We start from the raw sequence: 17,722 nt of genomic DNA on the forward strand, positions 1-17,722 counted from the left end.
GCGCAAGCCGCGCTGATCCGGGACGATGCGAAGCCTTCAGGCCGCCTCGCCCCCGAGCCGCTTCAGCGCTTTGTCACGGCCGATGAGCGGCAGCAGTGCAGCCAGCTCCGGCCCGTGCTCGAGGCCGGTCAGCGCCTGGCGAAGCGGCATGAAGAGCCCCTTGCCCTTGGTGCCGGTCGCCGCGCCGACGGCCTGTGTCCAGCTCTTCCAGGTTGTCATATCGAAGGGCTCGGCCGGGAGCAGTGCGGCTGCGCTCGCCGCAAAGCCGGCATCGGTGATCACGGGCGTGATCGGGCCGCGAACGACCTGCCACCAGGCCTGCACCTCGGCAAGCTTCGCGAGATTGCCGCGCACCGCCAGCCAGAAGGGCTCGCCGGCCGCGATCCCAAGCTCCTGCAACCGGTGCGACACCGCGTCGAACGGCAGCTGATGCAGCGTGCGCGCGCTCAGGGCTTCAAGCTCATGCTCATCGAACTTGGCCGGTGCGCGCGAGACATGGGCGAGGTCGACGAGATCCGCGAGCTCATCCAGGCTCGCGACCGGCCTGACGGCGTCGGAGGAGCCGACCAGGACGGCCAATGCCGCGACGGCGAGCGCCTCCACCCCGGACTCGCGCAGGCCGCGCAGCGAGAGATGGCCGAGCCGCTTCGACAGCCCCTCCCCACTCGCCGTGGTCAGCAGGTTGTGGTGGCCGAATGCCGGAAGGCCAGCGCCCAGCGCCTCGAAGATCTGGATCTGGACCGCCGTGTTGGTGACATGGTCCTCGCCGCGAATGACATGGGTGACGCCGGTCTCGATATCGTCGACGACCGAAGGCAGCGTGTAGAGATAGCTGCCATCCTCGCGCACCAGCACCGGATCGGAGAGCGAGGCGCAGTCGACATGCGATGCGCCGCGCACGAGATCGTCCCAGGCGACCTCACGGGCCTCGAGCAGGAAGCGCCAATGCGGCTTGCGTCCTTCCGCCTCAAGCGCCGCCCGCTGCTCGGCCGTGAGCTTCAGCGCAGCGCGGTCGTAGATCGGCGGCAGGCCGCGAGCGAGCTGGCGCTTGCGGCGGCGATCCAGTTCGTCGGCGGTCTCGAAGCAGGGGTAAAGCCGCCCGGCAGCACGCAGCCTGTCGGCTGCCGCATCATAGATCGGGAGCCGCTCCGACTGGCGAATGACGAGATCGGGCTCGATGCCGAGCCAGCCGAGATCCCCTGAAATCGCATCCGCGAATTCGGGCTTCGAGCGCGCAAGATCGGTATCGTCGTAGCGCAGCAGGAAACGCCCGCCATTGCGGCGGGCATAGAGCCAGTTGAACAGCGCCGGACGGGCATTGCCGATATGGAGATAGCCGGTCGGCGACGGCGCGAAGCGAACGAGTGGCGTTGTCATGACGAGGCTTATGACGCCTTTGCGCGAGGCCGACAATCGGCTCAGAAATCGAAGCTCTCGCCCCCGGCCTTGCCGACGCCCTTGACCAGCGCGGCGTCCGGCCGATGCGCGGGTTCGCCGGGATCGCGGAAGCGATTGACGATCGGGTAGCGCCGGTCGCGGCCGAAATTCTTGCGCGTCACCTTCACGCCGGGCGCGGCCTGTCGGCGCTTGTACTCGGCGAGATAGAGCAGGCGTTCGACCTTCTTGACCGTCTCGAGATCGTGGCCACGGGCGACGATGTCGGCGAGACGCATCTCATGCTCGATCAGGCAGGCCAGGATATCGTCCAGCACGTCATAGGGCGGCAGCGAATCCTCGTCCTTCTGGTTCTCGCGCAGCTCGGCCGTCGGCGGCTTGACGATGATATTGTGCGGAATGACCTCGCCGTCCGGTCCGAGCGCACCGGCGGGCTTCCAGCGGTTGCGCAGCGCCGACATGCGAAAGACCTCGGTCTTGTAGAGGTCCTTGATCGGGTTGTAGCCGCCATTCATGTCGCCATAGAGCGTGGCATAGCCGCATGACATCTCGGATTTGTTGCCGGTGGTCACCACCATCGGCCCGAACTTGTTCGAGATCGACATCAGCAGCGTGCCGCGCACGCGGCTCTGCAGGTTCTCCTCGGTGACGCCGCGATTGGTTCCGGCGAAGAGGCCGGCGAGCGCCGCTTCGAAGCCCTCGACCGGCTCGGCAATCGGCACGATCTCGTAGCGGACGCCGAGCGCATCGGCGCAGCGCTTCGCATCGTCCAGGCTCTCCTGCGAGGTGAAGCGATAGGGCATCATCACGCAGCGGACCTTGTCGGCGCCGAGCGCATCGACCGCCATCGCCGCGCAGATCGCGGAATCGATGCCGCCGGAGAGGCCAAGCACCACGCCGGGAAAGCGGTTCTTCTCGACATAGTCGCGCAGGCCCAGCACGCAAGCCGCGTAATCAGCCTCGTCGCTGCTCTCGATCGGCGTGATCTCGCCCGGCAGGCAGCGCCAGGACCCGTTCTCGCGCACCCAATCGGTCAGGCGCAGCACTTCGCGAAACGCCGGGAGCTGGTGAGCAAAGGTCTTGTCCGCATTCAGCACGAAGGAGGCGCCCTCGAAGACGAGCTCGTCCTGGCCGCCGAGCTGGTTCAGATAGACCATCGGCAACCCGGCCTCGACGACGCGAGCGACCGCGACATTCAGGCGTTCCTCGGTGACGCCGCGCCGATAGGGCGAGCCATTGGGAACAAGCAGGATCTCGCCGCCGGTCTCGGCGATGCACTCCACGACCTCCTCGCCCCAGATATCCTCGCAGACCGGCAGGCCAAGGCGGATATGGTTGCGGAAGACGACAGGACCGGGCAGCGGGCCGGGTTCGAAGACGCGTTTCTCGTCGAATACACCGTAATTCGGCAGGTCGACCTTGAAGCGCACCGACTGGATCATCCCGGCGTCGAGCAGCGCGTAGGCGTTGTAGAGCTTGCCGTCCTCGAGCCAGGGCAACCCGACGAGCAGAGCTGGACCACCATCGGCGGTCTCGCGCGCCAGATCCTCGCAAGCCCTGCGACAGGCATCCTGGAAGGCGGGCTTCAGCACCAGATCTTCCGGCGGATAGGCCGACAGGAAGAGTTCCGTGAACATCACGAGATCGGCGCCGGCAGTTGCAGCGTCGCGCCGCGCAACGCGCACCATGTCGGCATTGCCGGCTACATCGCCGACGATGGGATTGAGCTGGGCCAGAGCCAGGCGGAACGAGGTCGCTGTCATGCTTCGGCTTTACCGCGCGGCGGCAGGGCCAGCAACGGGCGCGCGCCCTGCCCCGACCTGCATTTGTGCGTGATCGGCCCTTCGATCAACGCAAGGTCGAACGGAAATCGGCGGAATAGCGCAGCTCGCGCAGCGGACGCACGCGGCGTGTCGTTTCGTCATAGATCGGATGGGCCTTGTAGGCCGCCAGCGCCGCCTCATCGGCAAATTCGCCGTAGACGACGACATCGATGTCATTGCCCAGCGGATCGAGCTTGGCATTGGCCACGACCTCGAAGGCGAGCGAATGCGGGATATCGCCGAGCCGGGACAGAGACAGGCGGATCGTCTCGACATCCTCGCGCCGCTGCGCCGTGAAAAATACGATGTGGCGGATCATGCGCCCTCCCTCGCAGGCAGCCGGGAATCGCGCCGCCCTTTCGGGCCGATGTCTTCCCGACGGTGCGCAAAACGCAACCTGCGTTAACGCCGCATCGGCATCGATCCAGCCAAGCGCTTAATCTTGCTTGCCTCCGCTTCCCTCGGTCGCCGGAACAGCCGCGTACGAAAGCGGAATCGCGCGGCACGCTGAAAACTCCCTCTCGCCCTGTTCACCCCTCCGCGAGGTGGCGCCATGAGCAGGCGCGCGCCTCAACTGACCGCCAAACGGATTGCCGTGCTCAAAATCCTGGCTCCGCATCGCGGCGCGGAATATCTGGTGACCTGTGCCGAGATCGGCGCCAAGAGCGTCCCGTACGGCACCCGCAGCGGCTACCGTGAATGGGCCTGCTCGGGTTCACTGTCTCACCTCAAAGAAACGCCCCGCCGGAGCGAGACTGAAAATGCCACAGGTCGAAGACGTGGCCAGCCAGCTGTTCAGTAGCCATTCAAGTCGGGCAGCGCGATCATTCGCCATCCGACAGCCGACCCGGCGACTGCCTGGAACCGATCATCCGGGTTGATGACGGACGTTGCCATGAACCTCTCGCACTATCTGCTGCCGGTTGCCGCGCTCGCGATGATGACGGGATACGGGTTTGCGCAAACACCCGTACAGATGGGTCCGGATACAAAGCCGGCCATGACCTCCCCGGCACCCGCGGCGCCTGCCAAGAAGGCTACGGCGACCTCCTCCGACAGGACCGCCAAGTCAAAGGCGTGCTCTGTACAAGCCGATCAGAAGGGGCTTCACGGGAAGGCCAGGAAGAAGTTTCGCGACGAGTGCCAGAAGGCCTAGGCTCGATGAGATCGGGCGCCATCGTGGATGTCAGGTGGCGCCCTGGGGCCAATTTGTCAGCCGGCCGTCAGTTTGGCTTTCCTTCAGCGCCGCACTTACGGAGTGAGTAGACGCCCCGGTGGGCTTCGGAGACAGGTGGAACGGCATCACATAGCCCTCGTCCCGGTCGTCACAGACGATGGCATGAGTGACTTGCCGCCCTGTTCGGCATGTCGATTGGAATGGTCGAGCGCTACACCAAGCACATCGACCAAGAGGCTTCGGCGCGCAAGCCGCGGTCTGGAACGGAATGCGGAGAGAACAAGGACTGCAAACTTTCTATAGCCGATCTGAAAACTCCGGCGCGAAACGCCAAACAAACAGGGCCCGACAGAGATGAGCACGTTAACGCCGCATTAGGGTTACCAATGCATCAATACCGCCCAGAGCAGTGCGACAAAGGCCGGGTTGCGGCCCCTGCTCGGGGAGACCACGATGCGTATCCGCTCCATTGCGCCGGCCCTGGGCCTTGCCGCGCTCGGACTGTCCGTGGCCGCCATGCCGGCGGCTTCGGCCGACTATCCGGTGTTGCGCGGCTCGCAGATCGAAGATGCACCACCGCCGCCATCGGAGTATTTCTCGGGCGGGGTCAACTGGACGGGCTTCTATCTGGGCGGCGGCGCCGGGGTCTCGGAGACGAAATTCGAGCCCGGAACCGGCCTGCAGAACCTGGCCAATTTCGCCTTCCGGAACACGTTGCTTGGCGCCGAGAGCAATATRGGCTCGTTCGTCAACAACCTGCCGTCGAAGAGGGACAGCGGCGCAACGTATTTTGGCATGGCCGGCTATAACATTGCCTTTGGCGATGCCGTACTCGGCATCGAGGCCGACTATACCCGCTCCGACCAGAGCTACGGCATCAACGACTTCATTGCGCGCCGGACGATCACCTCGAACGGCACGGTAAATGACTGGTCCATGACGACCCGCCAGGGAGCGGTTCTGAACGACTACGCGACGGCGCGCATTCGCATGGGTTGGGCCTATGGCCGCATCATGCCCTTCGCGACATTCGGTGGCGCCGTCGGTCGCTTCGACACCGCATCGACGATCACAGCGACAAACTTCATCACCCAGGCGAATCCTGTCACCGGCGCCATCAACTCCGGCATGGCGGTTGGCTACCCGCTCACAGTCGGGGCCACCAAGAAGAACGTCTATGGCTACGGCCTCGCGGTCGGCGCCGGCGTTGACATGGCCTTGACCGACAACCTCTTCCTGCGCGGCGAATACCAGTTGATCCGCTTCGCGGACGTCGAAGGGACAACGACGACGGTCAACACGGCCCGCGTCGCCGCGGGCGTAAAATTCTGATCTGAAGACCCGGACTAATAGGAAAAGCCGCGGCTCACGCCGCGGCTTTCTTGTTTCTGCCAGGGTGACGCCTGCTTATTCCGCTGCCTCGGCCTCGGGCCGGGCCCGGCCCGAGCGCTCGCGCTTGACCAGTTCTGCAACCAGGAACGCCATCTCCAGCGCCTGCTCCGCATTGAGGCGCGGGTCGCAGAAGGTGTGGTAGCGGTCGTTCAGGTCGGCGTCGGTCATGCCGCGTGCACCACCCGTGCATTCCGTGACGTTCTTGCCGGTCATTTCCAGGTGCAGGCCGCCGGCATAGGTGCCTTCGGCCTGGTGCACGGCGAAGAAGTTCTTCACCTCGCTCAGGATCAGGTCGAAGGGCCGCGTCTTGTAGCCGCTCGCAGCCTTCACCGTGTTGCCGTGCATCGGATCACAGGACCAGACGACATTGCGCCCTTCCCGCTTGGTGGCGCGTACCAGGGCCGGCAGATGGTCGAAGACCTTGTCGGCGCCGAAGCGTGCGATCAGCGTCAGGCGTCCGGCCTGGTTCTGCGGATCGAGCGTGTCGATCAGCCTCATCAGGTTGTCCGGGGTCAGGGACGGGCCGCATTTCAGGCCGATCGGATTGCGGATGCCACGGAAGAACTCGACATGGGCATGGTCGAGCTGGCGGGTGCGGTCACCGATCCAGACCATATGGCCGGAGGTGTCGTACCAGTCGCCGGAGGTGGAATCGACGCGGGTCATCGCCTGCTCGTAGCCGAGCAGCAACGCCTCGTGGCTGGTGTAGAAATCCGTGCTCCGCATCTCGGGATGCGTCTCAGGATCGATGCCGATGGCGCGCATGAAATCGAGCGCCTCGGTGATGCGCCCCGCCACCTCCTGGTAGCGGCCCGACTGCGGACTGTCCTTGACGAAGCCGAGCATCCAGCGATGCGCATTGTCGAGATTGGCATAACCGCCGGTGGCGAAGGCGCGGATCAGGTTCAGCGTCGCCGCCGACTGGCGATAGGCCTCGAGCTGACGGCGCGGATCCGGAATCCGGGATTCTGCCGTGAACTCGTTGTCGTTGATGATATCGCCCTTGTAGCTCGGCAGCTCGACGCCACCGATCGTCTCGGTCGGGGTCGAGCGCGGCTTGGCGAACTGGCCAGCGACGCGGCCGACCTTCACCACCGGCGAGCCGCCGGCAAAGGTCAGGACGACCGCCATCTGCAGGAACAGGCGGAAGAAGTCGCGGATATTATCGGCCGAATGCTCGGCGAAGCTCTCGGCGCAGTCGCCGCCCTGGAGGAGGAAGGCCTCACCGGCGGCAACCTTGCTCAACGCCCGTTTGAGCTTGCGCGCCTCGCCTGCAAAAACGAGCGGCGGAAAGCCGGCGAGCTGCTGCTCAACCGCCTTCAAGGCTGCCTGGTCCGGATATTCCGGCATCTGCTGGACGGGCTTTGCCCTCCAGCTCTCGGGCGTCCACCGCTCGGACATCTCACTTGCTCCTGATGATAACATCTCACGCCCACCCCTCCCCACGGAAAGGCAGTGTGATCCCGGCGCTATACACCCGCACCGCAGCAAAGACCATAAAGCCGTTGACGGTTACGTATGCGCGAGCTGGGCGTCGCAGGGCGGAGCTGTTCCGGCGACCAGGACCGGGCCGCGTGAACGAGAGCGCCCAAGAGCACGGCAAGGGCATGCCGCTTCGTTCGCCTCTGCGTGTCGGCCGAGGAGTTCATCCCGTCGGCGATGCAGGCCGCCGGCTGCCGGGCATCGTTGTATTCGCCTCGACAGCTCCCTAACGTCACCTGCCAATCACAAGAACATCGGCAGGGAGAAACAAGGCATGGTCATTCGCGCGTTCGCGGTTGCTGCTTTCATGGTTGCCGCAGCATGGGCTGCACGGGCCGAGGAGCCCCTCGCGCTTCGCGGCATGGGCTCGTTCCATGTCGGCGGCAAGTTGGTCGAGATCTCGGGCCGTCCCGTGAAGGAGGTCACCTTCACCCCTGGCGGGGTACCGGCCAAGGTCGACCCCAACGGCACTTACCAGACCGGCCAGATGTATGTGCAGTATTTCCTGCCGCAGAACGAGCGCGGTGCAGCGCCGCTGCTGTTCTGGCATGGCGGTGGCATGACCGGCGTGAACTGGGAGAGCACGCCGGATGGACGGCAAGGCTGGCTCGAATACTTCCTGCGCAAGGGCTGGGCCGTCTATAATTCCGATGCCGTCGAGCGCGGCCGTGCCGGCTGGGCCATGTATCCCGACGTCATCCCCGGCGAGCCGGTCTTCCTGACCACCGCGAACCCGTTCGAGCGCTTCCGTATCGGCGCTGGCGCAAATGCCTATGATAAAGACCCGGCCAAGCGGACATTCCTGGCCGGCAGCCAGTTCCCGCCCGATGGCTACGACAATTTCGTCAAGCAGATCGTGCCGCGCTGGACGTCGACGGACCAGATGATCATCGACGCCTATCTGGCCGAAGTCGACAAGATCTGCCCCTGTGTGATCGTGTTCCACAGCCAGGCCGGCCAGTTCGGCTTCAAGGTTGCCCAGGCCCGGCCCGACAAGATCAAGGCCCTGATCGCGGTGGAACCGGCAGGCCTCGGAGACCCCGCCAAGGCCGATGTTTTGAAGAACATCCCCGTCCTGATGATCTATGGCGATTACATCGAACAGGATGCGCGCTGGCCGACGATCCGCAAGAACGGCACCGAGTTCGGCGACAAGATCAGGGCGGCGGGCGGCTCAGTCGATGTCGTCAACCTCCCCAGCATCGGCATCAAGGGCAATTCCCATATGCTGATGATGGACAAGAACAATCTCGAGGTGGCGCAGGTCGTCCAGGATTGGCTCGTCCGGAAGGGACTGACCAAGTGATGCAAGGCGGCGCCCCAAGGGGCGCCGCCTTGCTGCTCAGTGGCGCGCCGTCCGCATCGTCACGAGTTCCTCGGCCGCGCTCGGATGCAGCGCGATGGTGCGGTCGAAATCGGCCTTGGTCGCTCCCATGGTGACGGCAATCGCCACCGCCTGGATGATCTCGCCCGCGTCATGGCCGATGATGTGGACACCCAGCATCCGGTCCGTTTTCGCGTCGACCACGAGCTTCATGTAGATGCGCTCGTGGCGGCCCGAGATCGTCGCCTTCATCGGCCGGAAACCGGCCTCGAAGACGCGCAGTTCGTAACCAGCGGCGATCGCCTGCTGCTCGGTCAGGCCGACCGTTCCGATCTCCGGTGTGGTGAATACTGCCGAGGCCACCACGTGATGGTCCATCGCCCAGGGCTTTCCGCCAAAGGTCGAGTCGGCGAAGGCGTGGCCCTCGCGAATGGCGACGGGCGTGAGATTGATGCGATTGGTGACATCGCCGACCGCGTGGATCGACGGCACGGTCGAGGCCGAATTCGCATCGACCATGACCTGACCGATGGGCCCGAGCTTGACGCCGGCGGTCTCCAGGCCGAGCCCCACCGTATTGGGACGACGGCCGGTCGCCACGAGAACCACGTCCGCATCGATCGGCTCGCCCGTGGCGCAATGGGCACGGCGCGTACCATCGGCCAATTGTTCGATGCGATCGATGGTGCAGCCCAGCCGCAACGTGATGCCCGCATGGACCAGCGCATCGCGGAGGCGCACGCGCAGATCCTCCTCGAAGCCGCGCAGGACATTGTCGCCGCGGTGCAGCACCGTCACCTCGACGCCGAGGCGGCGGAACACGCTGGCAAATTCGAGCGCGATATAACCGCCGCCCACCACCAGCATGCGCCGCGGCAGGCTCGGAAGATGAAAGATCTCGTTCGAGCTGATGCCGAGTTCGCCGCCAGGGATCGGCGGATCGAAGGCGGGGTAGCCTCCGGTCGCGACCAGGATGTGCCGGGCCCGGACGGTCTCGCCGGATTTCAGCAGGCGCACCGTGTTCGGCCCTTCGACCACAGCGCGCTCTTCGCGGATCGCGACCTTGGCGCCTTCAAGCCCCTTGCGGTAAAGGCCGGAGAGCCGGGTCACTTCGTTGGCAACGGCATCCCGCAAGGTCGGCCAGTCGAAGCTCGGCTTGTCGAGCGTCCAGCCGAAGCCGGCAGCATCCTCAAACTCGTCTGCAAAGCGGCTGGCATAGACGAAGAGCTTCTTCGGGACACAGCCGCGAATGACGCAGGTGCCGCCGATGCGGTCTTCCTCGGCGATCATGACGCGCGCCCCGTGCCCGGCCGAGATCCGCGCCGCGCGCGTACCGCCGGAACCAGCGCCGATCACGAAAAGGTCGACATCGAAATCAGCCATGCTCTGCTCCTCGGCCGACATCTCGGCCCGACTCGAACCAAAGGGCGGCGGCAGCCAGGGCCGCGATCCACCAGCCCTGCCAGGCGCCATGTCCCACCGATGCCATGACGAAGGCTGCCGCAAAAAGTGCAAGCCGCGGGGCGCGTTCGCGCGCGGACAAGGCGCCAAGCCTCCGGAAGAACAACAGCCCAGCAACCAGCAGCAATGCGGCGCCGACGATGCCGGTTTCCGTCCAGAGCTGAATCGGCGCGCTATGCGGGTGTCCAACCGCCAGGAGCAAGCGACGTGGCGGCGAGACCTGTTCTGCGACCGGGTGCGTCTGGAGGGCCGAGGAGGAGCCGAAGCCAGAGCCGATGAACGGGCGGGCCGCGATCGCCTCCCCGAAGCTGAGCCAGATGTCGACGCGGTCACGCGAATGGGATTCGGCCGTCTGCTCATAGAGCGCGGGCGGCAGAAGCCGATCGACCAATTGTCCGATCACCGGCGCCAGCACCAGCGTCGCCGCAAAGCCAAGTGCCGTCGCAGCCAGAGTCAGACGTGGAAGCAGGCGGGCCAGCAGCCAGGCAAGGACGAGAATGCCCAATCCAAGTTTCGCAGTGCCGCTATCGGAATAGAGAATGATGCCCGCAACCGCTGCGGCTACGCCCCCCGCCAGCAGACGATCGGCGACGCGTTTCGATCCGCCGCTCCAGAGCAAGTGCACAGCCGGAGCCAGGAGCACGAGGCAGGCGATGACCGGCCGGTTGAATATAAAGCTCATCTGTTTGCCGCCCAGGCCCAGCGTAATGCGCTGAGCGAGGCCATTCTGCAGCTCCAGGAAGATCAGGCCCGAGGCCAGTATCAGGCAAATGGCCAGGGCCCGCATCAGTGCCTGCTTCGGCCTGAACCAGGCACTCGCCGCGATCACCAGGGCAAAACCAAGAGGCAGCAGCAACTCCGCCCAGGCTGCAAAGCCGGATGCCGGCCGATGCGTCCACAGCAGCGAGACCAGGGCCCAGGCAAGGAGGGCCGTCAGTGCGAGGCCGATCGGGCTTCGCAAGCCTGCAAGGATGCGCCGCAACAGGGGGCCGACATCGCGGCCCGCAGCGGCAACGGCAGCGGCAGCGAATGCCGCTGCCGCCAGCCCGAGCATCAGCGGCGCGGACCGATTTGCCGCCCACATGACGAGCGGCAACGCGACCATGAGGATGCCGCCCAGCGCTGCGAGTCGAAGGGCCTGGCGCGACGGGGAAGGGTCGGTGATCACAGCGCGATCGACATCCCGCGAGTTGAAGTTCAAGCTCATGGTCATGCGATTACGCGATCGCACCAAGCCCGCCTAGCGTGAATTCCGCCGGCTCGCGTGCGTTGATGCGCAAAAGACCTTGACTTGAGATTATGCAATCAGGCGCAATTGACCGGCGGAGCGTCAAAGTGTCACTCGCGGAGCGCTGACACCAAAACAGTGCGGGAATCCGCAAGCGGAGGAACAACATGCTCAAATCCATTCTGTCGCGCGGAGCCGTGACGGCTCTGGCGCTCGCTGGCCTGACGACTGCCGCATTTGCGCAGCTCGAGCTCAAGATCATGGCTCCGGCCGCGCCGGGTGGTGGCTGGGACGGAACCGCCCGCTCGATGCAGCAGGCGCTGACCGCGTCCGGCATCGCCAAGAGCGTGCAGGTCAACAACGTCAACGGCGCGGGCGGCACCATCGGCCTTGCGCAGTTCGTGAACGGCGCCAAGGGCGACGGCTCGCAGCTGATGGTCAACGGCTTCGTCATGGTCGGCGCCATCCTCCTGAACAAGTCGCCGGTCAATCTCAGCCAGGTGACGCCGATCGCACGCCTGACCGCCGAGGCTCAGGTCATCGTCGTTCCCGCGGATTCGCCGATCAAGACCGCCAAGGACCTCGCTGACCGCGTCAAGGCCGACCCGGCCAAGGTGACCTGGGCTGGCGGCTCGGCCGGCGGCGTCGACCACATCATGGCTGCCCTCTTCGCCGGCGCTGTCGGCGGCGATGCCACCAAGATCAACTACATCCCCTTCTCCGGCGGTGGCGAGGCCCTGGCCGCGCTGCTCGGCGGGCGCGTCACGGCCGGCATCTCGGGCTATGGCGAGTTCGAGGGTCAGATCAAGGCTGGCAAGCTGCGCGTCGTCGGCGTGAGCTCCGGCGCCCGCCTCCCCAACGCCCCCGATGCCCCGACCCTGAAGGAGGGCGGCGTCAATCTCGAGGTGCTGAACTGGCGTTCGGTCGTCGCCCCTCCCGGCATCACCGCCGAGCAGCGCAAGGTGCTGGCCGATGCCATGGAGAAGATGGCCAAGTCGAAGGAATGGGCCGAGATCCTCAAGGCTCGCGGCTGGGATGACGCCTATCTCGGCGGCGCCGAGTTCGAAGCCTTCCTGAAGGCCGAAGATGCCCGCGTCGGCAAGGTCCTCCGCGACGTCGGCCTTGTGAAGTAACGCCACAGGCGACTGACGAACATAGGCATGGGCGGGCGGTGCCATCACCGCCCGCCCATTCTCTCCTGCCAGTTATCTCTGGCAGTCGCCGCTTTGCCATCAGCTGGGCGCACCGGTTCTGGTCCGCATCAAACCAGGTAAGGAACGACATGGCCTCCACCTCCTCGGCCAAGGGCGCCGACATCCCCGCCCTCGTCGTCGCAGCTCTGCTGCTGATCGCGGCGGCTCTCGTCGCCTATGACGCGAAATCGCAGACGATCGTCTCGACTTATGGCGTCGGCCCGACGGCGATGCCCTACGTGGTCAGCGCCGTCCTTGGCGTGCTGGGCCTGTGCCATCTCGTCGTCGCGTTCCGGGAGGGCCTGCCCAAGCCCGAGGCGGTCGACAGCACCGCGGTGCTCTGGCTGACGGGCGGATTGATCGGCCTGATCGCCTGCATCGGGCTCGGCGGCGGCTTCATCATTGCGACGGCCATCGTCTTCTCCGCGACCGCGCGCTCCTTCGGCCGTCAGGCACTGGCCGTCGATTTCGGCATCGGCCTCGTGCTCGGGCTTGCCATCTTCCTGATGTTCTCCAAGCTGCTGCAGCTGACGCTGCCGTCCGGTCCGCTTGAAAAGCTGTTCTGAGGAGCCGGGACAATGGACACATTCAACGCACTGATGCACGGCTTCGCCGTCGCGATCGAGCCGTCGAAACTGCTCTTCGCGCTGGTCGGCGTCTTCCTCGGCACTGCAGTCGGCGTCCTGCCGGGCATCGGCCCGGCGCTGACGGTGGCACTGCTCCTGCCGGTGACCTTCAAACTCGATCCCGCCGGCTCGCTGATCATGTTCGCCGGCATCTATTACGGCGGCATGTATGGCGGTTCGACCACTGCGATCCTGATTAACGCGCCAGGAGAGAGTGCCTCTCTCGCAACCGCGCTCGAAGGTTCCAAGATGGCCAAGGCCGGCCGCGGCGGCCCGGCACTGGCAACCTCCGCGATCGGCTCCTTCGTCGCCGGCACCATCGCGACGCTGGGCCTCGCCTTCCTCGCGCCGTGGCTGGTGGAGGTCGCGGTCAAGTTCGGGCCGTGGGACTATTTCGCGCTGATGATCCTCGCCTTCGTCACGGTATCGGCGACCTTCGGCGATTCACCTCTGCGCGGGATCACCAGCCTCGCCATCGGCGTCACGCTCGGCCTGATCGGCATCGACCGCCTGACCGGACAGGCGCGCCTGACCTTCGGCGTGCCGGAACTGCTCGACGGCGTCGAGGTGACGACGCTGGCCGTCGGCCTGTTTGCGGTCGGCGAGGCGCTCTATGTCGCTTCCAAGCGCTTCCGGGACCCGGAGGAGATCGTCCCGATCAAGGGCTCGCTCTGGATGACCAAGGAGGACTGGAAGCGCTCGTGGGCGCCATGGCTGCGCGGGACCGCCTTCGGCTTCCCGATCGGCGCGCTGCCCGCTGGCGGCGCAGAGGTGCCGACCTTCCTGTCCTATTCGACCGAGAAGAAGCTCTGCAAATATCCCGGCGAGTTCGGCAAGGGCGCGATTGAAGGCGTCGCCGGCCCGGAAGCCGCCAACAATGCCTCGGCGGCGGGCACGCTGGTGCCGCTGCTGACGCTCGGCCTGCCGACCTCGGCGACGGCCGCGATCATGCTGGCTGGCTTCCAGCAATACGGGCTCAACCCTGGCCCGCTGCTCTTCGCCGAACGCCCCGATCTCGTCTGGGGCCTGATCGCCTCGCTCTTCATCGCCAACACGATGCTGGTGATCATCAACCTGCCGCTGATCGGGCTCTGGGTCAGGCTTCTGGCGATCCCCCAGCCCTGGCTCTATGCCGGCATCCTGGTCTTCGCGGCGATGGGCACGCTCGCGGTCAAGGCCTCGGTGGTCGAACTCTCGATGCTCTTCGTCTTCGGCTTCCTCGGCTTTCTGATGCGCCGCTACGACTATCCGGTCGCTCCGATGGTGGTCGGGCTCATCCTCGGCCCGATGGCGGAGGCGCAGTTGCGCCGCGCGCTCCAGATCAGCCTCGGCGACCCGATGATCCTGCTCGAGAACCCTGGCTCCGCGATCCTGCTCGGCCTGGCCTTCATCGGGCTCGTCGCGCCCTTCGTGATGAGCGGGCTGAACAGGTTCAAGGCTTCCGAAGACTAAGATATCGGCCCGGAAGCGGATTGCAGTTTTCGGGCCGATGCAATCACTGAAGCTCAGACATCGGACCGGATGCGACTATCCAGCCCGATGGTCTGAGCGACCCGCCCTGGTCATATGTCCCGCCGGGGCGCCTCAGTTGCTGCCCGTGCAAGGGATGATCGAGCCGGATGCGGGCCGCGCGGTGAACCGCCCCCCGTCTCGAAAACCAAGAAGGCCGCCGGTTCATCACCGGCGGCCTTCTCTTTGGACGGCTTGTGTCGGCTGCTCAGAGCTGGTGGCCGCGCTTGCGCATTTCCTGGCTGAACCGATCGAACAGGAAGTTGCTGGTCTGCAGGGTCCATGGCTGCAGCACGACGAAGATCTCGTCGATCGCCTGCGGACGGAAGGCGTTGTAGCGCTGCCCGACCGGCGACTTGAAGAAGGCGGCGACCTCCTTGAGGTCGGACTCGGTCATCTTCTTCGCGAAGATCTCGCCTGCCGCGGTGATCATCTCCGCGATCTTCTGATCGGATTCCGGCTTCAGCGTATCGATCACCTCATTCAGATCCTTCTGGATCTCGGGACGGGTGGTGCCGACGATCTGGCGGACGCGATCGCGGAACTCGCCGTAAATCGACTCGAAGGACTGTGCGATGCCCGAGGAGATCACGACATCGCGGCCAGCCTGGAGCTGCGAAGCCGTCACCGTGGAGGCCGGAGCCGGGGTCGCAGCCGGAGCCTGGGCCTGCGCAGGCACGGCGAATACAAGCGCCAGACCGACGGCCACGCCGGCGAGGTGGTGACGGAACATTGCGTTGGGCCCCTTCATTATCAGGCTGACTCACACAGCCCGGGCATGACCCTCGCCCGCCCTTCGGCAAGCGAGCCGGTCCACCCGGCGGTTTCGGTATCGCCGCGATCGGCGTGGTGACGTATCCGTCCGGTTCCGGGCGGCGTGGTGCGCGTCTCCTTAGCGCGGATTGCGCCGGAATGGAATCATTCGATCGTGCCGAGAATCTTCAGGCCCGAGCTGCTGGCGAGGATGGCGCAGGAGGCAATGCCGAGGAAGAGCCCGTGCTCGACCACGCCCGGAACGGCGTTCAAGGCGGCGGCGAGCGCCTCGGGCTGTTCGATGCGCCCGAGATGCGCATCAAGGATGAAATGGCCGCCATCGGTGACCAGCGTCGAGCCGTCCGGGCGCAGCCGCAGCTTGATCTCGCCTGCCGCCCCCGATGCCGCGATCGCGGACGCCACGGCGCGACGCGTCGCCTCAAGCCCGAAAGGCACGACCTCGATCGGCAGCGGGAAACGCCCGAGGGTCTCGACCAGCTTGGTGTCATCGGCGATGACGACCATGCGCTTCGAGGCCACCGCGACGATCTTCTCGCGCAGATGGGCTGCTCCGCCACCCTTGATCAGGCGAAGCTGCGGATCGACCTCGTCTGCGCCATCGACCGTCAGGTCGAGCTCCGGCGTCTGATCGAGCGTCGACATCGGGATGGCCAGCGCCATGGCCTGGGCCTGCGTCGCTTCGGAGGTCGCGACGCAGAGCACATCCAGCCCCGCCGCAACGCGAGCGCCGAGCAGGTCGACGAAATGCTTCGCCGTCGAGCCCGTGCCGAGGCCGAGCCTCATGCCTGGGCGAACCAGTTCGAGCGCGCGCGCTGCCGCCTGCTTCTTGAGGTCGTCGGGGCTCATCAGCTTGTCCTGACCTGTCACGCGCCCAGCCCGCCGAGGAGCATGTACTTGATCTCGACGAACTCATCCATGCCGTGGAGGGAGCCCTCGCGGCCGAGGCCGGATTCCTTGACCCCGCCGAAGGGCGCAACCTCGGTGCCGAGGATGGCGGAGTTGATGCCGACCATGCCGTATTCGAGCTCCTCGGCGACGCGGAAGGCGCGACCGAGATCCCGGGTGTAGAAATAGGCGGCGAGCCCGAAGGGCGTGTCATTGGCCATGGCCACGACCTCGTCCTCGCTGGTGAAGCGATAGACCGGAGCGAGCGGGCCAAAGGTTTCCTCGCGCGTCACCAGCATCTTCGTGGTGACGCCGGCAAGCACGGTCGGCTCGAAGAAGGTGCGACCGAGCGCATGGCGCTTGCCGCCGACCACGACCTTCGCCCCATTGGCGACGGCATCGGCGACATGACGCTCGACCTTCTCGACCGCGCGCTCATTGATCAGCGGCCCCTGCACGACACCGATTTCGGCACCGTTGCCGACCTTCATCTTTGCGACTTCGCCGGCGAATTTCGCGACGAAATCGTCATGGATGCCGTCCTGCACGAAGAGCCGGTTGGTGCAGACGCAGGTCTGACCCATGTTGCGGTACTTGGCGATGATCGCGCCCTGCACGGCAGCGTCGAGATCGGCATCGTCAAAGACGATGAAGGGCGCATTGCCGCCGAGCTCGAGGCCAACCTTCTTCACCGTCGAGGCGGCCTGCTGCATCAGGAGCTTGCCGACCGGCGTCGAGCCGGTGAAGCCGATGAAGCGCACGGCCGGGTGCGAGGTCATCACGCCGCCGATGGCCTGCGCATCGCCGGTGACGAGATTGATGACGCCCTTGGGGAAACCGGCCCGCTCGGCCAGTTCGACCAGAGCCAGTGCCGTCAGCGGCGTATCCGGGGCCGGCTTGACCACGAAGGTACAGCCGGCGGCGAGACCGGGAGCGCATTTGCGGGTGATCATCGCGGCCGGAAAATTCCAGGGCGTGATCGCAGCGCAGACGCCGACTGGCTGCTTCTGGACGATGATGCGCGAATTCGGGAAGGGCGAGGGAATCGTCTCGCCATAGATGCGCTTGGCCTCTTCGGCGTAGAACTCGACGAAGGAGGCGGCATAGGCGACCTCGCCGCGCGCTTCGCTCAGCGGCTTGCCCTGCTCGGCGGTCATGATCTGCGCCAGGTCCTCCTGGTTCGCCATGATCAGGTCGAACCATTTGCGCAGGATCACCGAGCGCTCCTTGGCGCTCTTCTTCGCCCAGGGCTTGAAGGCCCGCGAGGCGGCTTCGACCGCAGCGGTGGTCTCATCGGCGCCGAAGCGCGGCACCTTGGCCAGCAGCTCGCCGGTTGCGGGATTGTCGACCGCATCGACGCCCGCGCCGATCCAGGCGCCATCGACATAGCACTGCGATTTCAGGAGCGACGGATCATTCAGCTTCAGCATGGCGGGCCTCGACGCGATTGCGG

16 protein-coding genes are annotated in these 17,722 nt (G+C 65.6%); 7 read left to right on the plus strand and 9 right to left on the minus strand.

Annotated elements, in window-relative coordinates; all coding sequences use genetic code 11:
* Positions 1 to 36 precede the first annotated feature (36 nt).
* The 3 genes from gltX to AC1DW9_RS21550 all read right to left on the minus strand — a co-directional run bounded on the left by gltX (position 37) and on the right by AC1DW9_RS21550 (position 3,537).
* Complete coding sequence (gene gltX / locus AC1DW9_RS21540) at positions 37 to 1,377, minus strand: glutamate--tRNA ligase (protein ID WP_441493089.1); 1,341 nt, start codon at positions 1,375 to 1,377, stop codon at positions 37 to 39.
* 41 nt (positions 1,378 to 1,418) lie between these two features.
* Positions 1,419 to 3,158, minus strand: a complete 1,740-nt coding sequence (locus AC1DW9_RS21545) for an NAD+ synthase (RefSeq protein ID WP_441493090.1) — start codon at positions 3,156 to 3,158, stop codon at positions 1,419 to 1,421.
* 85 nt (positions 3,159 to 3,243) lie between these two features.
* On the minus strand, positions 3,244 to 3,537 hold the full coding sequence (locus AC1DW9_RS21550) for a Dabb family protein (RefSeq protein ID WP_441493091.1): 294 nt from the start codon (positions 3,535 to 3,537) through the stop codon (positions 3,244 to 3,246).
* Between the two features lie 234 nt (positions 3,538 to 3,771).
* Between AC1DW9_RS21550 and AC1DW9_RS21555 the strand changes: the two genes are divergently transcribed.
* From AC1DW9_RS21555 to AC1DW9_RS21565, 3 genes are all read left to right on the plus strand, one after another.
* Positions 3,772 to 4,020, plus strand: coding sequence for a F0F1 ATP synthase subunit epsilon (locus AC1DW9_RS21555; RefSeq protein ID WP_441507914.1), 249 nt, complete (start codon positions 3,772 to 3,774; stop codon positions 4,018 to 4,020).
* 93 nt (positions 4,021 to 4,113) lie between these two features.
* Positions 4,114 to 4,374, plus strand: coding sequence for a PsiF family protein (locus AC1DW9_RS21560; RefSeq protein WP_441493092.1), 261 nt, complete (start codon positions 4,114 to 4,116; stop codon positions 4,372 to 4,374).
* 474 nt (positions 4,375 to 4,848) lie between these two features.
* Entirely contained in the window at positions 4,849 to 5,727 is an 879-nt protein-coding gene (locus AC1DW9_RS21565; protein ID WP_476855177.1) for an outer membrane protein, read from the plus strand.
* A 75-nt stretch (positions 5,728 to 5,802) separates the two neighbouring features.
* On the opposite strand, the gene AC1DW9_RS21570 is transcribed toward AC1DW9_RS21565, so the two are convergent.
* On the minus strand, positions 5,803 to 7,188 hold the full coding sequence (locus tag AC1DW9_RS21570) for a class II 3-deoxy-7-phosphoheptulonate synthase (protein WP_113512887.1): 1,386 nt from the start codon (positions 7,186 to 7,188) through the stop codon (positions 5,803 to 5,805).
* A gap of 355 nt (positions 7,189 to 7,543) precedes the next feature.
* On the opposite strand from AC1DW9_RS21570, the gene AC1DW9_RS21575 reads away from it, so the two are divergent.
* Positions 7,544 to 8,575 carry an alpha/beta hydrolase gene (locus tag AC1DW9_RS21575; protein WP_476775663.1) on the plus strand — a complete coding sequence of 344 codons (1,032 nt, stop codon included), beginning with the start codon at positions 7,544 to 7,546 and terminating at the stop codon, positions 8,573 to 8,575.
* Between the two features lie 36 nt (positions 8,576 to 8,611).
* On the opposite strand, the gene gor is transcribed toward AC1DW9_RS21575, so the two are convergent.
* The gene (gene gor, locus AC1DW9_RS21580) at positions 8,612 to 9,976 is read right to left on the minus strand and encodes a glutathione-disulfide reductase (RefSeq protein ID WP_441493095.1); all 1,365 of its coding nucleotides are present in this window, start codon (positions 9,974 to 9,976) and stop codon (positions 8,612 to 8,614) included.
* A complete protein-coding gene (locus AC1DW9_RS21585; protein WP_441506560.1) occupies positions 9,969 to 11,267 on the minus strand; it encodes an O-antigen ligase family protein in 1,299 nt (432 codons plus the stop codon). Before AC1DW9_RS21585 ends, gor begins: the two co-directional genes overlap by 8 nt.
* Positions 11,268 to 11,449: 182 nt before the next feature.
* Between AC1DW9_RS21585 and AC1DW9_RS21590 the strand changes: the two genes are divergently transcribed.
* The 3 genes from AC1DW9_RS21590 to AC1DW9_RS21600 all read left to right on the plus strand — a co-directional run bounded on the left by AC1DW9_RS21590 (position 11,450) and on the right by AC1DW9_RS21600 (position 14,553).
* Positions 11,450 to 12,415 (plus strand): Bug family tripartite tricarboxylate transporter substrate binding protein, encoded by a 966-nt coding sequence (locus AC1DW9_RS21590; protein ID WP_113512881.1) that lies wholly within the window; start codon positions 11,450 to 11,452, stop codon positions 12,413 to 12,415.
* A 149-nt stretch (positions 12,416 to 12,564) separates the two neighbouring features.
* Entirely contained in the window at positions 12,565 to 13,041 is a 477-nt protein-coding gene (locus AC1DW9_RS21595) for a tripartite tricarboxylate transporter TctB family protein (RefSeq protein WP_113512879.1), read from the plus strand.
* Between the two features lie 12 nt (positions 13,042 to 13,053).
* Complete coding sequence (locus AC1DW9_RS21600) at positions 13,054 to 14,553, plus strand: tripartite tricarboxylate transporter permease (protein WP_441506561.1); 1,500 nt, start codon at positions 13,054 to 13,056, stop codon at positions 14,551 to 14,553.
* Between the two features lie 265 nt (positions 14,554 to 14,818).
* On the opposite strand, the gene AC1DW9_RS21605 is transcribed toward AC1DW9_RS21600, so the two are convergent.
* The 3 genes from AC1DW9_RS21605 to AC1DW9_RS21615 form a co-directional block, all read right to left on the minus strand.
* Positions 14,819 to 15,343: a DUF2059 domain-containing protein gene (locus AC1DW9_RS21605; protein WP_441489223.1), complete on the minus strand. Its 525-nt coding sequence runs from the start codon at positions 15,341 to 15,343 to the stop codon at positions 14,819 to 14,821.
* 185 nt (positions 15,344 to 15,528) lie between these two features.
* Positions 15,529 to 16,230 carry a ribose-5-phosphate isomerase RpiA gene (gene rpiA / locus AC1DW9_RS21610; protein ID WP_441489222.1) on the minus strand — a complete coding sequence of 234 codons (702 nt, stop codon included), beginning with the start codon at positions 16,228 to 16,230 and terminating at the stop codon, positions 15,529 to 15,531.
* A gap of 17 nt (positions 16,231 to 16,247) precedes the next feature.
* Positions 16,248 to 17,699, minus strand: a complete 1,452-nt coding sequence (locus AC1DW9_RS21615; RefSeq protein WP_441506563.1) for an NAD-dependent succinate-semialdehyde dehydrogenase — start codon at positions 17,697 to 17,699, stop codon at positions 16,248 to 16,250.
* Between the last annotated feature and the right edge of the window lie 23 nt (positions 17,700 to 17,722).

The sequence above is a fragment of the Allobosea sp. P4_E12 genome (genome assembly GCF_056401655.1).

Coding starts and splice junctions, on each gene's coding strand:
- AC1DW9_RS21615 (WP_441506563.1), bottom strand. CDS start 17,699: ATGCTGAAGCTGAATGATCCGTCGCTCCTGAAATCGCAGTGCTATGTC.
- AC1DW9_RS21595 (WP_113512879.1), top strand. CDS start 12,565: ATGGCCTCCACCTCCTCGGCCAAGGGCGCCGACATCCCCGCCCTCGTC.
- AC1DW9_RS21605 (WP_441489223.1), bottom strand. CDS start 15,343: ATGTTCCGTCACCACCTCGCCGGCGTGGCCGTCGGTCTGGCGCTTGTA.
- AC1DW9_RS21590 (WP_113512881.1), top strand. CDS start 11,450: ATGCTCAAATCCATTCTGTCGCGCGGAGCCGTGACGGCTCTGGCGCTC.
- AC1DW9_RS21550 (WP_441493091.1), bottom strand. CDS start 3,537: ATGATCCGCCACATCGTATTTTTCACGGCGCAGCGGCGCGAGGATGTC.
- AC1DW9_RS21600 (WP_441506561.1), top strand. CDS start 13,054: ATGGACACATTCAACGCACTGATGCACGGCTTCGCCGTCGCGATCGAG.
- AC1DW9_RS21560 (WP_441493092.1), top strand. CDS start 4,114: ATGAACCTCTCGCACTATCTGCTGCCGGTTGCCGCGCTCGCGATGATG.
- gltX (WP_441493089.1), bottom strand. CDS start 1,377: ATGACAACGCCACTCGTTCGCTTCGCGCCGTCGCCGACCGGCTATCTC.
- AC1DW9_RS21575 (WP_476775663.1), top strand. CDS start 7,544: ATGGTCATTCGCGCGTTCGCGGTTGCTGCTTTCATGGTTGCCGCAGCA.
- AC1DW9_RS21545 (WP_441493090.1), bottom strand. CDS start 3,158: ATGACAGCGACCTCGTTCCGCCTGGCTCTGGCCCAGCTCAATCCCATC.
- AC1DW9_RS21555 (WP_441507914.1), top strand. CDS start 3,772: ATGAGCAGGCGCGCGCCTCAACTGACCGCCAAACGGATTGCCGTGCTC.
- gor (WP_441493095.1), bottom strand. CDS start 9,976: ATGGCTGATTTCGATGTCGACCTTTTCGTGATCGGCGCTGGTTCCGGC.
- AC1DW9_RS21570 (WP_113512887.1), bottom strand. CDS start 7,188: ATGTCCGAGCGGTGGACGCCCGAGAGCTGGAGGGCAAAGCCCGTCCAG.
- rpiA (WP_441489222.1), bottom strand. CDS start 16,230: ATGAGCCCCGACGACCTCAAGAAGCAGGCGGCAGCGCGCGCGCTCGAA.
- AC1DW9_RS21585 (WP_441506560.1), bottom strand. CDS start 11,267: ATGACCATGAGCTTGAACTTCAACTCGCGGGATGTCGATCGCGCTGTG.